Origin of the sequence: Pseudomonas quercus, assembly GCF_012033695.1 — a bacterium.
GTDB lineage: Bacteria > Pseudomonadota > Gammaproteobacteria > Pseudomonadales > Pseudomonadaceae > Aquipseudomonas > Aquipseudomonas quercus.
Genome location: NZ_JAAVJI010000010.1, coordinates 122,137 through 136,162, shown reverse-complemented (window position 1 = coordinate 136,162; position 14,026 = coordinate 122,137). Strand labels below are relative to the sequence as shown.

Sequence of the window (14,026 nt, the reverse complement as noted above, 5' to 3'; positions counted from 1 at the left end):
TTGGCCATGGCCCGCAGCGCTCTGCTACTGATGCTGCTAGGTGCGCTTGCGGCCTGTAGCCATGATGCCAGCCCAGGTTTTGGAGGGAAGGGTGAGGGTGCCGAACCTGCCGCCAAATGCACCGAGCAGAATTGGCGTATCCGTTGGATGGAAGAAACCGCACCTGTGATCAACAAACGGCAGGGGCAAGAGGCACTCGACAGCTACGATGCCGAGGCCGAAGAGGGCACCAAACCCTGCCCGTGAGCAACGAACTGGCCACGACAGAGTCTTTTTAGGACCGTCCTGGTGAATAAAGGGAAACGATCATGAAACCTGTTCTGGCTTTGGCCTGTGCGTTGCTCGTATTGTCCGGTTGCTCGATGTTCGGTGGCGAACGCAGCGCTTGTGAGGTCTTCAGCCCCGCACCTGTGAATGTGCCCAGCAATCAGAATGACCAGCGTGTACAAACCAATGCGACCGGCGATCCGACTGGAGGTCGCAACAACCTGCAAGATTGCGGGTCGCAGTAACCTGGCCGGCCTCGCTTGCGCAGGGCCGTTGCCGTTGGCTGTTATTCAGAATCAGATTGGCCAGGGCTTGGAACAGGCCCTGTGTATACCCCCGGGCTGAATGATGGCCCGTGGCTAGCCTGTAGGGCGGCTGCCTCTGGCAACCGTGCTTGCACCTTAAACGACCCTGGACCGGGAGAACTACAAACCATGGCACTGATTAGCTTGCGCCAGTTGCTGGACCACGCTGCCGAATTCGGCTACGGCGTTCCAGCCTTCAACGTGAACAACCTTGAACAGATGCGCGCGATCATGGAAGCGGCCGACAAGACCGATTCGCCTGTTATCGTGCAGGCGTCGGCGGGTGCGCGCAAGTACGCGGGCGCCCCCTTCCTGCGGCATCTGATCCTCGCAGCGGTTGAAGAGTTTCCGCATATTCCGGTGGTGATGCACCAGGACCATGGCACCAGCCCAGACATCTGCCAGCGCTCCATCCAGCTGGGCTTCAGCTCGGTCATGATGGACGGTTCGCTCAAGGAAGACGGCAAAACCCCGTCCGACTACGAGTACAACGTGCGCGTGACCAAGCAGACCGTGGCCTTCGCTCACGCCTGCGGCGTATCTGTGGAAGGTGAACTAGGTTGCCTGGGGTCATTGGAAACTGGCCAGGCTGGCGAAGAAGACGGCGTTGGTGCCGAAGGCACGCTGGACCACAGCCAGATGCTGACAGATCCGGAAGAAGCGGCCGACTTCGTAAAGCAGACCCAAGTGGATGCCTTGGCGATCGCCATCGGTACCAGCCATGGCGCCTACAAGTTCACCAAGCCGCCTACCGGCGACGTGCTTGCTATCGACCGCATCAAGGAAATTCACAAGCGTATTCCGAACACCCACCTGGTGATGCACGGTTCGTCCTCGGTACCTCAGGACTGGCTGGCGATCATCAACGAGTACGGTGGTGACATCAAGGAAACCTACGGCGTACCTGTTGAGGAAATCGTCGAAGGTATCAAGTACGGCGTACGCAAGGTAAACATCGATACCGACCTGCGCCTGGCGTCCACGGGGGCAATCCGCCGCTTCATGGCGCAGAACCCAAGCGAATTCGACCCACGCAAATACCTGGGCCATACCGTGACGGCCATGCGCGATGTCTGTATTGATCGTTACGAAGCGTTTGGTACGGCAGGCATGGCTTCGAAGATCAAGGCGCTGTCCCTTGAAGTCATGTTCCAACGTTACGCCAAAGGTGAATTGGCCGCCAAGGTCAATTAAGCCGTTATAAACGAAGCGCAACTAAAAAAAGCGGCCGATGAGATGTTTTCATCGGCCGCTTTGTTTTTACATGCAAGCTGTAGGGCTGCTAATCAGAAGGCTATTTTTTTGCCATTGCATCATGGCTAATTGATAGCTTTGTGAAGGTTACCTGCCCCCCTTCGGTGGCATACCCTGTATTGTCCTGCACATACACACCTGCCTTGAAGTACAGGTCTTTTGTTTTCCAGGTATCGTCGAGTTTGGTCGACCAATGATAGTTGGCCGCATCCACGCTAAGCAGCCCGGTCGTATCCAAATGAATAGTGTAGTCAAACTTTTCATTCATCTTCACGCCCGTACCTATCTGGATTACGGTGGGCTCGTCCTGGGAGGGCGAAGGGCGCAATTTGGCCACGATATTGCCGGTCTTGCTGCTGGTCTTGTACTGATACTCCAGCTTGATCAGCGGCTCGTTGCTGCCATTCTGATGGATCTGGCCGATCACGATCTTGCCGCTTGAGGGTACTTTGGCCACGGTAATACTTGCACGCAAGTAGTTGTCGGCAGCTGAGTACTTCCAGTTATGCACAGAACCATCTACATTGGTTTCTCGCAATTCGCTGCGCGGGTACTTCGCACTTTTGGTAACCGAACCGGTTACGGGCGCCCAGAAGAAAAGGGTGCCGGTGTCGGCATGGAAGTAAGAGTCTTTGTAACCTTTCATCAATACTGGCGTATCGATAGTAGTCGCTGGAGTTCCAACAGGTACGCTGAGGTTCCAAGTGGAGAGGTCGATCATGATTATTCACCTACACTACTAATACTGGAAGTTGATGGCCAAATAATTCCACAGCACAACGCCGGATTAATCCGGATATATGAAAGGTGGCCTGCCTTTGTATGTAAAAAAATGTACACTGTTTTTATTTAGGCGCCATCCTCTTGGCGCCAGCCGTTTGTCGGCAGTGCATAACCCTTTGATTCAGAGCGATTCAGCAAATTACCATTCGTCGGCTTCGCGAGGGTTTTGAAGTTTTACCGTTGCGCCAAGCGACAAAAGCGAGGCTAGAGTGTCTTCTACCCAGGCCCAGCAAATGCTGGCTTGTGGCCACCTTGTAGATGAGAAGTAGCATGGATCGCGCCCTTACCAAACCCATTGAAGACCGGTCAACCGTGCTTGTGGTGGACGATTACCCAGAAAACCTTTTGAGTATGCGGGCCTTGCTGGAACGGCAGGACTGGCAGGTCATGACCGCCCCTTCAGGGGTAGAAGCCTTGGGGTTGCTGTTGCAGCACGAAGTGGATTTGGTGCTGCTCGACGTTCAAATGCCTGGCATGGATGGCTTTGAAGTAGCCCGGCTGATGAAGGGCAGCCAGCGAACGCGGCTTACCCCCATTATTTTTCTCACGGCCAACGAGCAGTCGGATGCAGCGGTACTCAAGGGCTACGCCAATGGCGCCGTGGATTACCTGTTCAAGCCCATTGACCCGGACATTCTCAAACCCAAGGTCCAGGCCATTCTTGAACAGCAACGCAGCCGGCGTGAGCTGCAACGCCTGACCAAGGACCTGGAAACGGCACGTGCTTTCAATGCCTCGGTATTGGAAAACGCCGCTGAAGGCATCTTGGTCATCGACGAGATCGGCAACATCCGTTTCGCCAACCCGGCCATTTCCCGCTTGCTAGGCGCAACGATCGACGAGTTGCAAAGCGCGCGCTTGCTGGACTTTATCGAAAAGCCAAGTGTGGTGAGTTGGCACGAATCAGAGTTCTTCCGTGCTTATACGCTGCGCGATATTCACCGGGTGCACGATGCCGTTTTGCGTACTTACTCAGGCCAATCGTTGCCCGTGTCCCTGTCGTGCGCGCCGCTTACGTCCGAAAAGGCCATGGTACTGACTGTCCAGGACATGTCAGTGGTGCGCAACCTGCACCAGCAATTGGAGTTTCAAGCGGTTACCGACCCACTGACCGGGTTGCTGAACCGTCGCGGCTTCTACCAGACCGTAGAAAGCGCATTGGTGCGCAATGAGCGGCCTGAGAAGAGCCAGGCTTTGCTGTACCTGGACATGGACGGGTTCAAGCGTATCAACGATACCCATGGCCACGATGCAGGCGACCGTGTGCTGCGCTGGGTAGCAGCGCAATTAAAAGCATTGCTACGCCCTTACGACATTATTGGCCGCATTGGCGGCGACGAATTTACCGTGCTGCTCGATACCTTGGATTACCCTGAGCAGGCTGCCAAAGTCGCGGAAAAGATTCTGGAACGCATGCGCAGTTGCACTCAGGTCGACGGCCTTGAAGTGAGCCTGGGTGTGAGCATCGGTATCGCAACCTACCCTGAATGCGGCGTCAGCCTTGAGCATTTGCTGCGCGCAGCAGACATTGCCATGTATGCCGCCAAGCAGGCTGGCAAGCAGCAATATCGGTATTACGACCAGGACCTGAACGTGCGCGCCCGCTCGCGCTTGCTGTTGGAGGAAAGCGTATCGGCGGCCATCGAGCACAAAGAGTTTTCTCTGGTGTACCAGCCCCAGGTACGCCTGGCGGACGGCCGCTTGCGAGGCTTTGAAGCCTTGCTGCGCTGGCAGCATCCCAGTGTGGGGGATGTGCCGCCTGGGCTGTTCATTCCATTGCTTGAAGAAGCACGCCTGATCAGCCGGCTTACGTCATGGATCTATCAGGAGGGTGCGTCACAACGCCGGCAGTGGCGTGAGCGCTTCGAGGAGGACCTGGTCCTGAGCATTAGCCTGAGCAATGCTCAGTTCAGCATGCCCAACCTGATAGCCGACCTGCAGCATGCTATTTCCACTAACGGCCTTATGCCCCATCAGTTGGAAATCGAGGTCGTGGAGCCTTCGCTATTGCATAACCCCGAGGAGACTCGCCGGCAATTGTCCTTACTGCGAGGTTTGGGCGTACGGGTGGCATTGGATGATTTCGGGGCAGAGCATTGTTCGTTGAAGATCCTGCGTGACCTGCCTATCGATACGCTCAAGCTGGACCGGCAATTGATCGGCAACCTGCCAGGGTCTCAGCGGGATGCTGCTATCGCACGCGCTATCATTGAGCTGTGCCGCGAGTTTTCCATTACCGTAATTGCTGAAGGTGTAGAAACCGCAGAGCAGTACCGCTGGCTGGTCGACAATGGCTGCCAATACATCCAAGGGTTTATGGTGGCCCGCCCCCTTACAGCGCTGGATGCCACACAATTCCCATTGAGTGCCTCGCCTGACGCGTAGCCCCGGCCTTTATAAGGCAGGGGCCGGGGTGGTGACAGCCTTGGGCTGCGCCAGGTGCGCAGCCATTGTGCGCAAAGGAGCCAACTGCCGGCCGATCAGCGCCAGTTGGCCTTGAACCAGGCGCTGGTTTTCATCCAGCTCCTCAGGCATTTGCTCCAGGCGCTCAGCCAGCGCCTGCTCCTTTTCATCGTGTACGACCACCGGGCTGTGTTCAGCAAGCCCCGTGGCAATCTGGTCCAGGCTCGACGCCAGTTGCTCGCCTACGCCTAGGATCAGCTCGTCCCGCACGGGCTCGGGAAGGTCTGTGCCCCGGTGAGCGCCCAGGCCGGATAGGTAACTGAGCAAGGTATGAGACAGCACAAGGAAGCGAAACCCAGCGTCTGCCTCTTTGCGGAAGTGCCCAGGCTCCAGCAGCATATTGGCCAAGGTGGTAGAAAGCGCCGCATCGGCGTTGTGCGCATTGCGACGTGCCAAGCGGTAGGCCAGGTCATCGTGCTTGCCCTCAGCGTATTGGCGCAATATCTGGCGCAGGTAGGCGCTGCTGCAGCTCAGTGTATTGGCCAGCACTTTGTTCAGCCGGCGGCCTTGCCAATCCGGCAGGAACAGGAACACCAACAGGCCCGCAATCAGGCTACCAAGTAGGGTGTCCAGCAGCCGTGGCAGGAACAGCCCATACCCATTGCCCGTTTGGTTGAAGCAGAACAGCACCATCAGGGTAATGGCCGCTGTGGCCAGGGTATACCGCGTGGTGCGGTTGACGAAGAACACTAACCCTGCCGCAACGGCAAAGAACGACTGTACAAGAGGGCTAGGGAAGAGGTCGAACAATGCCCAGCCCACGGTCAGGCCGATGGCAGTGCCTATGATCCGCTGGCCCAGTTTGCGCCGAGTCGCGCCGTAGCTGGGCTGGCAAACGAATAGCGTGGTGAGGATGATCCAGTAACCTTGGCTAGGGTGAATCAGGTGCACCATGGCATAGCCAATGGTCAGGGCCAGCGGCAGGCGCAGCGCATGACGGAACAGCAAAGAGGTTGGCGTAAGGTTCTGGCGAAGGCGTTTCCACACATCGGTCAGGCTTCGCGGCGAGCGGTCCAGCAGGCTGCTATCGGTAGCCTCGGCCAGAATGTCCGGGTTGCTGGCGTCACTGAGCAACCGGTCCAGGGTGCCCAAGTTCGTCGCCAATGCCCTGAGAGACCTGAGTAGCCCTTTCCAGGCCGGGTTGCTTTGAATGCGCAAGTGCTCAAGCGAGGCATGAAGGTCGCTCAAGGCTTCGGCAAAGGTGTCGTCATACACGAACGGCTGGCGTAATTGCAGGGTTTCGGACAACCGCTCGCAGGCACTGCCTTGCTGGCGCAACAGGCGCTGGCAGCGGAACAGTACGTCGCTATGGAAGAAAGCCTCAGCCAGGGCGTTATAGGGGTAGTGGGTGGAACTGGCGCGTTCGTGAATGTCCTGGGCCAGGAAATACAGCTTCAGGTAGCGGCTCACCTTCGAGCCTGGACGCGAGTTGCCAACCCGGTTGAAGATAATTTCCTTGGACGTGTTCAAGGCTGCCACCACACGCCCGTTCTGCCGTGCCAGCTCCAGGCGTCGACCCTCAACGTCCAGCCCGCGGATGGGCTCGAACAGTGAGGATTTCATTTTCAGGTATAGGCCCAGCTCCCGGAAGACACTGGCCAGCCCCTGCTGTACCGGCTGGTTTGAGAACATTGCCTGCCAGACCACAGACAGCACGCCATACCAGGCAGCACCGGCCACCAACAGTGCGGGCTCGTGCCAATAGCTGGCCAGTTCGCCGCCGCGCTGGTCCACTCCGATCATGGTGTACACCGACAAGATCAATGTGGCGTAGGCAATAGCGCCATAGCGTTCCCCCAACGCACCCAGCATGGTGAGTGCGAAGCTGGCCAGTGCCATGGACGCTACGAAAAACAGGGGGTAGGGGAATAGCAGCTCCACTGAGAACGCCGCGATACTGAAACACACGAGCGTGACTAGCAAGGCGTTGAGGCGACCCTGCCAGTTATCGTCGGTCTCGGCCAGGGCGCTGGCGATGATGCCGAGAAACAGAGGGATCAGCATGTGCAGGTCATTGCGCGACCAGCACAGCACCATGCTGCCGGTAAGGGCAATGAATACCCGTACGCTATAGCTGAACTTGTCTCGCGCCCAGAGGCGGCGCAGCGTATTGCCAAACGATCTCGAAGCCATGGAGAAAGAGGCCTGGTTCTAATGCCGCGATCATACAGGATTGATGGCGGCTTCAAGCGAAGGCGTACCTAGGAAGAGCAGCTGATTTCCAAATGCTTGCCCCAGTCTGGAGGGCGCATGGCATAGGCTTCCATACCCGGCTGCGCGTCGAATGGGTGAGCCAGCACCTGGTGCAACCGGCGCACTTCCGTATAGTCGCCCGCTTCAGCCTCTTCGATGGCTTTCTGGGCCAAGTAGTTGCGTAGCACGTACAGCGGGTTCACGGCATTCATCCGTTGGCTGCGTACCTCTGAGCTTTCAGAAGGCTGGCGAGCAAGGCGGGCCAGGTACAGCGCGGCCCACTCGTCAAAAACAGCCAGGTCGATGAAGTCATCGCGTACTACGTTCAGGGCCGCCTCAGGGGCCTGCTCACCCAGGCGCCGGAAGAACAGGTTGTAATCTACAACGCCGGTCTGCATCAGTTGCAGCAAGCGCTCCAGCAGGCCTTGGTCCTCGTCTTCGGCCGTGGTGAAGCCGAGGCGACGGCGCATCAGGTCCAGGTAGTTGGCCTGGAACAATGGCAGGAACAGCCCCAGCGCTTCGCGTAGTGCCTCTACTTCAATCAGCGGTGTAAGTGCCTGGGCCAGGGCGCTCAGGTTCCAATGTGCGATAGGCACCTGGTTGCTGTAGGCATAACGGCCTTGGTCGTCTGAGTGGTTGCAGACAAAGCGAGCGTCGAAGTCATCGAGAAACGCAAATGGGCCGAAATCGAACGTGATGCCCAAGATGGACATGTTGTCCGTATTCATGACCCCATGGCAGAAACCGTACGCTTGCCATTTGGCGATCATTTCGGCGTTGCGTTCTACTACCGTACGGAACATGGCCAGGTAGGGCTGTTCGGCGGCTTGGCAGTCCGGGAAATGGTTGGCCAGCACATAATCGGCCAGCTGTTTGTGCTGCTCAGGCTGGCGGGTGTAATAGAAGTATTCAAAGTGGCCGAAGCGCACATGGCTGGGCGACAGTCGCAGCAGCATGGCGGCGCGTTCTTGGCGTTCGCGCCATACCGGGGTGTCCGAGGCTGTTACGCACAGTGCGCGGGTGGTGGGAATGCCTAAGGCGTGAAGGGCCTCGGAGGCCAGGAACTCGCGAATTGAAGAGCGCAGTACCGCCCGCCCGTCGCCCATGCGCGACCACGGGGTTTGCCCAGCGCCTTTGAGGTGCAGGTCCCAGTGTTCGCCCGCCTCGTTGACCACCTCCCCCAGCAGCAACCCGCGGCCGTCGCCCAACTGCGGGTTGTAGTGGCCGAACTGATGGCCGGAATACACCATGGCGCGGGGCTCGGCGTCTTCCCACAGTTTGTGGCCACTGAATACCTGCGCAAACAGTGGGTTCTGTGCCTCTGAGGGTGCCAGGTTCAGCAGCGCCATGGCGGCTTCGCTGGCGACTACAACACGCGGCCCGTCGATGGGTTCGGGCAGCACATGGGCGGAGAACGCGTCGCCCAGGCGCGCAAATCGGTTATCGAACTCAAGTTCGTCCAGCGTTTTCATTGTCACGTCCTGGAAAGGTCCATAGGGGGTGGACCCTCCTCAAGCGGGATCAGTTTGATCGGGATCGACCCGGCGCATTACCAGCTGTTCCTCCAACACCTGTGGATTCTTGAGGTGAACCTCTAGCTGGCGGAAGGAAATCGCCACGCCATGCTTCTTGAATTCGGTGTTGATCAGCCGGTTGATCTCGTCCAGCACAGGGTTACGGTCACCCAGGTCCCGCACATGCATGCGCAGTTCATGGTCCAGGCTGCTCTCGCCAAAGGCCAGGAAGTACACGATAGGTGCCGGCTCTTTCAATACACGCGGGTTTTCGTCGGCGGCCTGTAACAGTAGCTTGCGCACCACGTCCAGGTCCGAACCATAGTCCACACCGATTTTCAGGGTTACCCGAGTAATGGTGTCGGTCAGCGACCAGTTGATCAGTTGCCCGGTGATGAAGGTTTTGTTGGGGACAATGATGTCCTTGCGGTCAAAGTCCGTAATGGTGGTGGCACGGATGCGGATTTTGCTGACCGTCCCCGACAGGGCGCCGATGGTGATGGTGTCGCCGATGCGAACCGGGCGCTCGAACAGGATCATGATGCCGGAAATGAAGTTGGCGAAAATTTCTTGCATGCCGAAACCAAGGCCCACGGACAGCGCGGCCACCAGCCACTGCAGCTTGTCCCAGCTTACCCCCAGCGTGGAGAGCGTGGTAACGAAACCCACCCCCGCAATGGTGTAGGACATCAATGTGGTGGTGGCATAGGCACTGCCCTGGGCCAGGTTCAGTTTGGACAGCACGAACACTTCAAGCAGGCCCGGCAGGTTGCCTGCCAGCACGAACGTGATGCAGATGATCACCAGCGCACCTAGCAGGTCTCCCAGGCTGATGGGCACCATGCTCATGTTGGCACCGGTGCCACTGGTGTATTCGTACAGGGTGATATTGTCCAGGTAAGCGAACACGCTGATCAGGTCTGACCATACCCAGTACAGCGCGCCCAGGAACGTGCCCAGCAGCAGGAGGCGGATCAGGCGCAGCGACTGCTGGTTTACCTGCTCGATGTCCAGCGTAGGCTCTTCGATCAGGGTTTCCGGGTCGCCCCCGATTTCCCGCGTGGCCTGGCGTTTGGCCAAGGCACGGTTGTAGGCCAGCCTGCGCGCTGCCACGCTCAGCCCCCGCACAAAGGCGGCCTCGATCACCAGCCAGAGCATCATCAGGTAGAGCGTGGCAATCAATCGGTCGGTGAGTTTCAGGGCGGTGTAGTAGTAACCAAAGCACACACCAAGGAACAAGCCCACGGGCAGCAGTGTAAACAGCACAGCGATCAGTTTGCGGAACAGTGACGCGTTCTGATGGGTAGGGCTTGCCAGCAGCAAGCGGCTAAGCAACCAGGCCATCAGGGCGAAGCAGGTGAGTACCACCAGAATACCCAGTGTGTCTTCAGCCAGCCCTGACGGCTGCAGCTCAGCCACGGCCACTACGGCGACCAACGCTATCACCACGATGCCTAGGCGCCTCACCCAGCCTTGAAGAAAGGCCACCTGTGCCTTTTCCCAGCGGAAATGAAGCTCGGCCACCCCACGCGGGGCCAGTATCCGGTACGCCGTGTAGAACATCAGCCAGGCCTTGGCCATTTGCAGCAGGGCCGAACCCAGGCTCAGGTTCTGCCCCCGAGCGTCGATTTGCAGGGCAATGCCGCACACTGCCAATGCCAGGGCAACAGGCATGGCCAGCAAAACGTTGACCAGGATGGCCAGCGGCGTATTCCACTGGCTATCCCTGCGGAAATGCCCCACGTTACGATGAACCTGGTTGAGCTTGCTGTACAGGTACTTGCGCCGCCACAGCAACGCCCCGATGGCTAGCAGCAGGGGCAGGAACAACAAGGGCCGCTGCGCAAGGCCGTCGCTCAGCTCATGTACGCTGGAGGCCCACGGCAGCGTGGTCACCTGCTTGGCCAGGCGCCGAGGCAGGTTGCTGAACCATTCAAGGTCCAATGGCTTGTTGCTGGGTATCCAGAACATCTGCTCGTCAAGGGTGGCGCGCAAGCCCTGGGCCATGTCCAGCAATTGCTTCTGGTTGAGCTGCAAGGTAATGGATTCGTTGAGCAGGGCGCTCAGCTCACGGTTCAGCCGCTCCAGCAGGTCCGCCCGGGTTACGGCTATGTCCAGCAAGGATTTGCGCAGCGCAGGGGTGACCGTTTCGGCTGGCTGGCTGGCAATCAATGTGTCCACATAGGCCGTAGGATTGTTCAGCGCTTCGCGCTGCTGGTTGATTTCGAATTGGTACAAGCGGATATCGGCGATTTTGTCTGCCAGGTTCCGATCCACTTTCAGCGTTGGCAGGGCCTGCTTCTGGGTGTAGAGAATCTTGGAAAGCAGCAGGCTCCCTTTGAGCACGCTGATTTGCTCATCCAAGGCCTGATCGGCCTGGCCCAGCGTGTCCAGTTGCTGCTTGGTGTGAAGGTTGCGCTGGGTGAGCTCGTTCAGTTCGTCCGTGCTGCGCAACAGGTAGTCCGACAGTTTCACGTTGGTGGCACTTTCGGTAGCCAGCACGCTGCTGTTGCCAGCCTTTTGTGCTTCAAGCGACTGTTGAGTGACTGTTTCCTGGGATTGTGCGAGCCGCTTCTGGTTGATCAGCGATTGCAGGTCCTGGGATTCCTGAGCCAGGCGGCCGATTTTCTCGATCAGCAAGTCGTGCTGGCTATTGCCCAGATCCTGCAGGAGGCTGTTACCTGCCAGCTCCTGGCGGCGCAGGGCGATGAGCGCATTGAGCGCGGCTTGCTCGGCCAGGTACTGGTTGCGCAGGTCACTGCTGAGGAGCTTGCCGCTGTCCTTGCCGCTTTTGAGCACAAGGTTGATCTGCTGGATACGCGTCTGCGCATCGGCAATCTCGGTTTGGGCGCGTTCCGGCCGGGTCTGTGCCGTAATGGCCAGGGTATTGGCCTCGCCCAGTGCCTTTTGCAACTCGGTCTGCTGGGCGCTGCGGTCTGTAAGCAGCTGCTCCAGTTGCGGCACGGTAGCGGTGGCATAGCGCTGTGTGACAGGCAGCACCTTGGAAGCCTTGAGCCTGTCCAGGTCGTGCTGGTTTTCGCTGGTCTGGCGAGGTGCATCGGTGATCTGCTGCTTGACGCTGGTCAGCTGCTTTTCACGGTCCGCCTTGGTCAACAGAAAGGTGAGCGTCTGTTCGAGTACCTGCTCCAACGCTTTCTGGTCTGCATCTGGCAGCTTTCGGTCAGCGATGTGGTCCAGGCTTTGCTGGACCGATTCTGTGGTAGGGGCGTCCGCGGCGAAGGCGGCGCATGTGAACAACCCAAGCAGGGCAGTGCACAACAGGGCGCGCAAAATAGGCATGTTCAAGGCAGGGGCAGAGGGCTGAGCGCAGTATTTTACGGGCTATGGCGGGGTTGTGGCAGTGCTATGTGCACAAACCCCACCTAGCTTTTGTTTCACGCTACAGAAACAGCCCTGGGCCGGGCTTGCTGCCTTCCGGGAAGCGTACGCCTACCTTGGCAATACGGTTGGCGTCCATAGCGGCTACGGTCCAGAGGGTGCTGTTCCATTCCACTTGGTCCCCGACGACCGGTGCACCACCCACGCGGCTGTTGATAAACCGCCCCAGAGAGGTCTGCGGGTCCTCGCCCTCAAGCTTCAGGCCATACAGGGCCGCTACGGCGCCTAGCTCTGCATCGCCTTCGAGAACGAAATCGCCGAAGAAGCGTAGGTCCAGGCCACGCTGTGGCGCCTGGCTGAACAGCTTGCCCAAGGCGGGAAGGTCGTGCTCATGGCCGATGACGCACAGAATGTCCCCCACTTCCAGCACGGTACTACCGGAGGGGTGAAGCAGTTGCTCATTGCGGAACAACGCAGCAATACGTGTGCCCTGAGGCATCTTCAGCTCGCGCAGTGCCGCGCCGATGCACCATTTCTCCGCGCCCAAACGATACACGAACAGCTCCCACTCGCTGGTGTGGTGCACTTCCAGCGCTGAGCGGGAAATGGGTGCTGGGTCTGGCGGCACGGTGACTTTCAGCCACTTGGCCATCCAGGGCAGGCTGGTGCCTTGAAGCAGCAGCGATATCAGCACAATGAAGAAGGCCAGGTTGAAATACAGCTGGGCCTGGGGGAGCCCGGCCATGAGCGGGAATACGGCCAGAATGATCGGCACTGCCCCGCGCAAGCCTACCCAGCTGATAAAGCCTTTTTCTTTGCCATGGAACGCTTTGAACGGCAGCAGGCCCACAAATACCGACAGTGGCCTTGCCACAAGGATCATCCACAGCGCCAGGCCCAATGCTGGCAGTGCAATAGGCAAGAGGTCATGAGGGGTTACCAGCAGCCCTAATACCAGGAACATACCGATCTGTGCGAGCCAGGCCATGCCATCGAGCATGTGCAGAATGCTATGGCGGCTACGGATAGGCCGGTTGCCCAGCACCAGGCCACACAGGTACACCGCCAGGAAGCCACTGCCATGCAGGGCATTGGTGAGTGCAAACACGACCAGCCCGCCAGCAATAACGAGAATCGGATACAGCGCCTGGGCGAGGTTGATGCGGTTTACCAACTGCAGCAGCACCCAGCCACCGGCCAGGCCCATGATCGCGCCAATGCCGAACTCGCGGAGCAGGTGAACCAGCAGGCTCCAGTGCAGGCCGGTCTGGTGGGTGGCAAGCATGTCGATCAGTGTGACCGTCAGGAATACGGCCATGGGGTCGTTACTGCCCGATTCGATCTCAAGCGTAGCCGTAACCCGCTCGTTCAGGCCTTTGCCGCCTAGCAGCGAAAAGACAGCCGCTGCATCAGTGCTGCCAACGATGGCACCGATCAACAGGCCTTGGGTGATGCTCAGCCCAAATAGCCAGGCAGCCAGCATGCCTGTAAGGCCGGTGGTGATCATCACGCCCACAGTGGCCAGTGACAGGGCCGGCCATAAGGCTACGCGGAAGCTGGCTACCCGGGTGCGGAGCCCACCGTCCAGCAGAATCACCGCCAGCGCCAGGTTGCCCACCAGGTAAGCTTGGGGGAAGTTATCGAAAACGATGCCTGCGCCGTCGACGCCGGCGGCCATGCCGACTCCCAGTATGATGACCAGGATCGGAATGCCCAGGCGCGAAGACAGTGAGCTAACCAGGATACTGGCACCTACCAGCAGCGCCCCGATAAGGAACAGGCTGTTGATGGCGGTAGCGGTCAAAAGGCAATACTCCAGATTAGAAAAGCATGGATCGTGCCAAGGGATTCTAACCTGTGTATTGCCTTGTCTGTCAAAGTTGCAAGCCAGGATCGCGATATATACCG

At 58.6% G+C, this 14,026-nt stretch carries 9 protein-coding genes; 4 read left to right on the top strand and 5 right to left on the bottom strand.

What is annotated here, in order from left to right; translation table 11 throughout:
• Positions 1–6 precede the first annotated feature (6 nt).
• The 3 genes from HBH25_RS16375 to fba all read left to right on the top strand — a co-directional run bounded on the left by HBH25_RS16375 (position 7) and on the right by fba (position 1,766).
• Positions 7–246, top strand: coding sequence for a hypothetical protein (locus HBH25_RS16375; protein ID WP_168085007.1), 240 nt, complete (start codon positions 7–9; stop codon positions 244–246).
• A gap of 62 nt (positions 247–308) precedes the next feature.
• On the top strand, positions 309–512 hold the full coding sequence (locus tag HBH25_RS16370; protein ID WP_168085006.1) for a hypothetical protein: 204 nt from the start codon (positions 309–311) through the stop codon (positions 510–512).
• Between the two features lie 189 nt (positions 513–701).
• Entirely contained in the window at positions 702–1,766 is a 1,065-nt protein-coding gene (gene fba, locus HBH25_RS16365) for a class II fructose-bisphosphate aldolase (RefSeq protein ID WP_168085005.1), read from the top strand.
• A 100-nt stretch (positions 1,767–1,866) separates the two neighbouring features.
• Here the strand turns inward: fba and HBH25_RS16360 are convergent, their stop codons facing one another.
• Positions 1,867–2,547, bottom strand: coding sequence for a polysaccharide lyase family 7 protein (locus HBH25_RS16360; RefSeq protein WP_168085004.1), 681 nt, complete (start codon positions 2,545–2,547; stop codon positions 1,867–1,869).
• A 332-nt stretch (positions 2,548–2,879) separates the two neighbouring features.
• Between HBH25_RS16360 and HBH25_RS16355 the strand changes: the two genes are divergently transcribed.
• Positions 2,880–4,994, top strand: coding sequence for a putative bifunctional diguanylate cyclase/phosphodiesterase (locus HBH25_RS16355; RefSeq protein WP_168085003.1), 2,115 nt, complete (start codon positions 2,880–2,882; stop codon positions 4,992–4,994).
• Between the two features lie 9 nt (positions 4,995–5,003).
• On the opposite strand, the gene yccS is transcribed toward HBH25_RS16355, so the two are convergent.
• The 4 genes from yccS to HBH25_RS16335 all read right to left on the bottom strand — a co-directional run bounded on the left by yccS (position 5,004) and on the right by HBH25_RS16335 (position 13,922).
• The gene (gene yccS / locus HBH25_RS16350; protein WP_168085002.1) at positions 5,004–7,205 is read right to left on the bottom strand and encodes a YccS family putative transporter; all 2,202 of its coding nucleotides are present in this window, start codon (positions 7,203–7,205) and stop codon (positions 5,004–5,006) included.
• A gap of 68 nt (positions 7,206–7,273) precedes the next feature.
• The gene (selO, locus tag HBH25_RS16345; RefSeq protein WP_168085001.1) at positions 7,274–8,737 is read right to left on the bottom strand and encodes a protein adenylyltransferase SelO; all 1,464 of its coding nucleotides are present in this window, start codon (positions 8,735–8,737) and stop codon (positions 7,274–7,276) included.
• Between the two features lie 39 nt (positions 8,738–8,776).
• On the bottom strand, positions 8,777–12,079 hold the full coding sequence (gene mscK / locus HBH25_RS16340; RefSeq protein WP_168085000.1) for a mechanosensitive channel MscK: 3,303 nt from the start codon (positions 12,077–12,079) through the stop codon (positions 8,777–8,779).
• 100 nt (positions 12,080–12,179) lie between these two features.
• Positions 12,180–13,922: a potassium/proton antiporter gene (locus HBH25_RS16335; RefSeq protein ID WP_168084999.1), complete on the bottom strand. Its 1,743-nt coding sequence runs from the start codon at positions 13,920–13,922 to the stop codon at positions 12,180–12,182.
• Positions 13,923–14,026: the final 104 nt, after the last annotated feature.

What these genes read in the sequence shown, in the direction of transcription:
- HBH25_RS16375 (WP_168085007.1), top strand. Translation starts at nt 7, where the DNA reads ATGGCCCGCAGCGCTCTGCTACTGATGCTGCTAGGTGCGCTTGCGGCC.
- HBH25_RS16370 (WP_168085006.1), top strand. Translation starts at nt 309, where the DNA reads ATGAAACCTGTTCTGGCTTTGGCCTGTGCGTTGCTCGTATTGTCCGGT.
- fba (WP_168085005.1), top strand. Translation starts at nt 702, where the DNA reads ATGGCACTGATTAGCTTGCGCCAGTTGCTGGACCACGCTGCCGAATTC.
- HBH25_RS16360 (WP_168085004.1), bottom strand. Translation starts at nt 2,547, where the DNA reads ATGATCGACCTCTCCACTTGGAACCTCAGCGTACCTGTTGGAACTCCA.
- HBH25_RS16355 (WP_168085003.1), top strand. Translation starts at nt 2,880, where the DNA reads ATGGATCGCGCCCTTACCAAACCCATTGAAGACCGGTCAACCGTGCTT.
- yccS (WP_168085002.1), bottom strand. Translation starts at nt 7,205, where the DNA reads ATGGCTTCGAGATCGTTTGGCAATACGCTGCGCCGCCTCTGGGCGCGA.
- selO (WP_168085001.1), bottom strand. Translation starts at nt 8,737, where the DNA reads ATGAAAACGCTGGACGAACTTGAGTTCGATAACCGATTTGCGCGCCTG.
- mscK (WP_168085000.1), bottom strand. Translation starts at nt 12,079, where the DNA reads ATGCCTATTTTGCGCGCCCTGTTGTGCACTGCCCTGCTTGGGTTGTTC.